This is a genomic window from Hyalangium sp., from assembly GCF_035629615.1.
Lineage (GTDB): Bacteria > Myxococcota > Myxococcia > Myxococcales > Myxococcaceae > Hyalangium.
Genome location: NZ_DASPHO010000528.1, coordinates 1 through 5,031, shown reverse-complemented (window position 1 = coordinate 5,031; position 5,031 = coordinate 1). Strand labels below are relative to the sequence as shown.

Annotated in this window: 5 protein-coding genes; 3 read left to right on the top strand and 2 right to left on the bottom strand. The window is 68.4% G+C overall.

What is annotated here, in order from left to right:
• The 3 genes from VD972_RS26830 to VD972_RS26820 form a co-directional block, all read left to right on the top strand.
• Positions 1 to 1,709 (top strand): TonB-dependent receptor plug domain-containing protein (locus VD972_RS26830; RefSeq protein ID WP_324991593.1); only part of this gene is annotated, 1,709 nt, incomplete at its 5' end.
• Complete coding sequence (locus tag VD972_RS26825; RefSeq protein ID WP_324991592.1) at positions 1,706 to 2,944, top strand: hypothetical protein; 1,239 nt, start codon at positions 1,706 to 1,708, stop codon at positions 2,942 to 2,944. The genes VD972_RS26830 and VD972_RS26825, both read left to right, overlap by 4 nt.
• 175 nt (positions 2,945 to 3,119) lie before the next feature.
• A complete protein-coding gene (locus VD972_RS26820) occupies positions 3,120 to 3,596 on the top strand; it encodes a response regulator (protein WP_324991591.1) in 477 nt (158 codons plus the stop codon).
• An 87-nt stretch (positions 3,597 to 3,683) separates the two neighbouring features.
• Here VD972_RS26820 and VD972_RS26815 read toward each other — a convergent pair whose 3' ends face one another.
• Both VD972_RS26815 and msrP read right to left on the bottom strand, forming a co-directional pair.
• Entirely contained in the window at positions 3,684 to 4,304 is a 621-nt protein-coding gene (locus tag VD972_RS26815; protein WP_324991590.1) for a protein-methionine-sulfoxide reductase heme-binding subunit MsrQ, read from the bottom strand.
• A gap of 7 nt (positions 4,305 to 4,311) precedes the next feature.
• Positions 4,312 to 5,031: protein-methionine-sulfoxide reductase catalytic subunit MsrP (msrP, locus tag VD972_RS26810; RefSeq protein ID WP_324991589.1), on the bottom strand; the 720-nt coding region annotated here is incomplete at its 5' end.

The window sequence follows — 5,031 nt, the reverse complement described above, 5'->3', positions numbered from 1 at the left end:
ACGGCCGCAGCGAGTACCAGGACTTCCTCGGCATGACGCTCTGGTCCAGCCTCCCCATCGAGCTGGAGGAGATCGACCGCATCGAGGTGATTCGCGGTCCTGGCAGCGCCCTGTACGGCGCCAACGCGATGCTCGGCGTCGTCAACATCATCACCCGCGCGCCGGGGTATGGGCAGCGGCAGATCCACGCCACGGTGGGCGGAGGCAACACCGTGAGCGGCTCCTTCGTCAGCTACGGCGCCGCGAGCGCCCTGCGCTACCGCCTGTCCGTGGGCTACGGGCAGACGGACAAGTGGAGCCAGGACTTCGGAGAGGACCGGCCGGACATCGTCCGGCGCTCGCCCAGCGAGGAGCGGGGCTACCAGGGCGCCCGCGGCAACCTGGCCACCGAGTACACCTTCGCGCCCGGGTTCGAGCTGGGCGTGTCCTCGGGCGTCCACCGCTTCACCACGGAGCTCTACCCGCTGGGGACGCTGCGCAACTTCTACATGGATGGAATCACGGCCTACGGGAAGGCGGACGCCACCCTCGGGCCCGTGAAGCTGAAGACCTTCTGGAACCACGTGAACGTGGATGCGGGGCCGCAGTTCGAGCCCATTGGCCAGCGCTCGCTGGCCACCCATGTCGCCTCTCACGTCTTCAATGGCGAGGCTCTCTTCAGCAAGGCCTTTGAGCTGGGCGGTGAGCACCTGCTCACCGTGGGCGCGGAGGGGCGCCTCAAACGCGTGGGGTGGAACTACATCGGCGGGGTGACGGAGGAGTTCCACGCGGCGGCCTTCGTCCAGGACGAGTGGCGGCCCGTGCAGCCCCTGCGCCTGCTGGCCTCGTACCGCGCGGATCGCCACCCGCTGCTGAACGAGGGCAAGCCCGGCCTGGCGCACTCGCCTCGCGTGTCCGCCATCTACCTCCCCTTCGAGGGGCACGCCTTCCGCCTCAGCGGCGCCTCCGCCTTCCGCGTCCCCACGTTCCTGGAGAGCTACACGAACCTGCTCGTGCCCGCCCCCGGAGTGCCTGGCGCCAGCGCGCTCACGCTGGGGAGCCGGACGCTGAAGCCGGAGCGGCTGGTCGCCTTCGAGCTGGGCTACCGCGGCGAGGCCCCTCGGCTGGGCATCGACTGGGACGTGGCGCTCTACCAGAACACGGTGAAGAACCTGATCGGCCTGTCCGCGGTGCAGCGGCTGCCCGCGGGCGAGTCCTTCGACCCCGAGAGCGGCACTTATATGGTGGGCCGCTCCTTCTTCCAGAACGAGCCGGCGACCTACACCTCGCGCGGCGTGGAGGTGGGCGTGTCGCTGGCCCCGGTGGATGGCCTGGGCATCAAGCTCAGCTCGGCGCTGCAGAAGGTGACGGCGAAGGGCGAGCTGGATGGGCTGTGCGGCCCCTGCAGCCAGGCGCCGGGGGTCAAGCTCTTCGGCGGCCTCACCTACCGCACGCGCATGGATCTGGAGTTCGGCGTGGACGCGGCCTACACCTCGAGCGCCACCTGGATCGAGCGTGAGCCCGCAGAGGAGGATCCGACGCGCATCGAGTTCCTCTCCAACCGGCTCCCGGCCTACACCATCCTCAACGCCCGCGTGGGCTACGAGATCATCCAGGACAAGCTCTCGGTGGCGGTGGTGGGCTCGAAGCTGGCTGGCACCCACGCCCAGCATCCCTTTGGCAACCGCATCGAGCGCCGCGTCTTCGCGAGCATGACGGTGATCCCATGAGCTCCCTCCGCTCCCAGGGCCGGGCCCTCGCGGGCCTGATGCTCTCCACGCTCCTCACGTCAGGCTGCGAGCCGCCGCCCGTGGTGGCCACCGACGATCAGCAGCAGCAGACGCGGGCCGCGCGCATCGAGGGCAGCGTCGTGGTCCAGGGCCCCGCCCGCGGCAATGCCGTGGTGTTCCTCTATGACGCCCAGCGTCCTCCGCCGCCGCAGGGGACGGGGCGCCCGGTGGCCTTCACCCTCGTTCCCCAGGCGGTGCTGTTCGGCTCGGACTTGAGCAAGAGCACGACGGGGCCGTTCACCGCGCCCTTCGTCTTTCCCCTGGTGCGCCCGGGGAGCTACCTGTTGCGAGGCTTCATCGACACGGACACCTGCCGCACGGACGTGAAGCCCTGCCACGGCCCCGACTTCATCCCCTGGTACAACGTCACCGCCGAGCCGAACCTGTGGGACGTGGCGGGGGCCTCGGTGGATCCAGCCACTCGCATCCCCCGTGTGATCGAGGTGGGCGAGACCGGGGATGGCACGCCCATCCCGGTGACGGGCATCACGGTGAGCTTCTCCGAGGTGGCCACCGTCGCGGCGGACCGCCCGGCCTTCGACGTGGTGGGCTCGGCGACGATCGATCCAAACGGGGGCAACCAGTCCTTCAAGCTGCGCGCCCGCCCCATCCGCGAGGGCGTCGTGGACCTGAGCGCACCTGTCTTCCTCGTGCGCTTCATGGACGAGAACCGGGACAACGTGCCGGACGACGCCAACCGGGATGGCGCGCCGGACCTCTGGCCGCGAGTGCTCATCCGCAAGCTCGCGGACGGCGGCAACGGCCTCACGGACGAGAACGACCTGGACAACAACGGGGTGATCGACGCCCAGGGCGCGGACTACGTGCACGCGGACGGCACCGTGGACGGCCAGCCGGATCTCGTGGTGATCCCCACGGTCCTCCTGGCAGACCCCCTCCTGTCGGGGCTCTACGACTCCGAGAACCGCCCCAAGATGGACGCCGTCGTCCCCACGCCCGAGCTGACCGTGGCCTTCCGCCCCATGGCGGTCGACGTAAGCAACCCGGCCGTCCCCAAGACGCTCAGGGCGGTGCCCGCGGGGCGCTATGCGGTGATCGTCCTCCAGTCCACGGGACAGGTGTGGCGAGTGCCCAATGAGCTCTCGCCGCAGCTGGCCGGCGGGCTCGGGCTCCCCCCCATCGACGGACAGGGCTTCTCCTTCCAAGTCCGCTAAATACCTGATCTTCTAGGCGTTTCCTGGCAGGGCCCTCCCTTGAGGAGGAGGGCCTACACTTCTTCTCGCTTTCCTGGTTTCGCCTCTTTCACTTCGTTTTGACATCCGACTGGCTTTCCTGCACTATTCCAGTTGTGCAGTTCAGGGGATTTTCCTGAACGAGGGAAGGATCCTTATGAAGGCTGGAACGCTCTCCTCTGTTGCTGCTATCTCCATTCCTCGTCCCGCTCTGGAGGCAGTTCGCCCCGTGCTGAAGGCCGCTACCGGGACGCCCCAGCGCGTCCTGCTCGTCGATGACAGCCGTTCCATCCGAACGCTGCTGAAGATCTATTTGATGGCCCGCAACTTCGAGTACGTCGAGGCCGAGTCTGGTGAGGAGGCCCTGAAGGTGCTGGAGCAGGGCGCAGTGGACCTGGTGCTGACGGACTTCCGGATGGAGGGCATGAGCGGCGCGGACTTCGCCATGCAGGTGCGCTCCAACGAGAACCCGCGCATCGCGCGCACGCCGATCCTGATGATGACGGGCGATCCGAACGTGGCGGAGGTCCGCACGCAGGGCCAGAAGGCAGGCATCAACGCCTTCGTGCGCAAGCCGGTGAGCTGCGCGCAGCTGATGACGCTGGTGGACACGATCCTGCCGCGCAACAGCTGAGCCGCGGGACACTCCGCTGAAGCAGCTCCCACCCATCCTCTCTCCGTGAGGGGGTGGGTTTTTCGTTCGAGCCCTGGCGCCCCCTGCTCAGGCCGGGCGCGGCGCCTCACGCGTCCGGCGGCGCTTGCGGACGGCCTCCACGGCCCGGATCCCCAGCAGCACCGTGAGCACCGCGCCGTAGATGAACGGCTCGGTGACGTCCTGCTTCACCCGCCAGACGAAGTGGATCACCCCCAGCGCCGCCGCCAGGTAGCCCAGCCGGTGCAGGCGCTTCCACGCGGGGAAGCCCAGGCGCCGCACGGCCGCGTTGGTGGAGGTCACAGCGAGGGGCACCAGCAGCACCAGGGCGATGAGGCCCACCGCGATGAACTTCCGCTTCGTGATGTCCTCGAGGATGGGGCGCAGCGCGAGCCCCTGATCCGCCACCGCGTAGGTGAGGAAGTGCAGCACCGCGTAGCCGAACGCCATGAGGCCCACCAGCTTGCGGACGCGAATGGGCCACGTCCACCCGAAGAGCAGCTTGAGCGGCGTGCACGCCAGCGACCCCACGAGGAACACGAGCGCCAGCAGCCCGGTCTGGTTCAGCACGGCCTCGATGACGTTGGGGCCAAGCGTTCCCTGCGCGCCCTGCACCGCCAAGAGCGCCAGCGGGGCGAGGCCGCCCACGAGCACGGCGGGGTTGAGCCAGGGTAACGGCGGGGAGGCCATAGAAAGCTCAGTAGTTCTCGCGCAGATCCATGCCGGTGTAGAGGGAGGCCACCTGCTCGGCATAGCCGTTGAAGGGCAGCGTGGGGCGGCGGCGGTACTCGCCGACGCGGCGCTCGGTGGCCTGGCTCCAGCGCGGGTGATCCACCTCGGGGTTCACGTTGGCGTAGAAGCCATACTCGCTGGGCTTGGCGAGGTTCCAGGTGGTGGGCGGCTGCTGCTCGGTGAGGGTGATCTTGACGATGGACTTGAGGCCCTTGAAGCCGTACTTCCAGGGCACCACCAGCCGCAGGGGCGCGCCGTTCTGGTTGGGCAGCGTCTTGCCGTAGAGGCCCACGGCCAGGATCGTCAGCGGGTGCATGGCCTCGTCCATGCGCAGGCCCTCCACGTAGGGCCAGTCCAGCACGTGGCGCTTCTGGCCGGGCATCTGCTCCGGATCCATCAGCGTAGTGAAGGCGACGTACTTCGCGCGGCTGGTGGGCTCCACGCGCTTGATGAGCTCGCCCAGGGGGAAGCCGTGCCAGGGGATGACCATGGACCAGGCCTCCACGCAGCGCATCCGGTAGACGCGCTCCTCCAGGGAGAACCAGGAGAGGATCTGATCGATGTCCACCGTCTGCGGCTTGGCCACCTCGCCGTCGATGACGACGGACCACGGCCGTGTCTTGAGGATGTGCGCGTGGCGCGCGGGATCGTTCTTGTCGAGCCCAAACTCGTAGAAGTTGTTGTA

Coding starts and splice junctions, on each gene's coding strand:
- VD972_RS26825 (WP_324991592.1), top strand. CDS start 1,706: ATGAGCTCCCTCCGCTCCCAGGGCCGGGCCCTCGCGGGCCTGATGCTC.
- VD972_RS26820 (WP_324991591.1), top strand. CDS start 3,120: ATGAAGGCTGGAACGCTCTCCTCTGTTGCTGCTATCTCCATTCCTCGT.
- VD972_RS26815 (WP_324991590.1), bottom strand. CDS start 4,304: ATGGCCTCCCCGCCGTTACCCTGGCTCAACCCCGCCGTGCTCGTGGGC.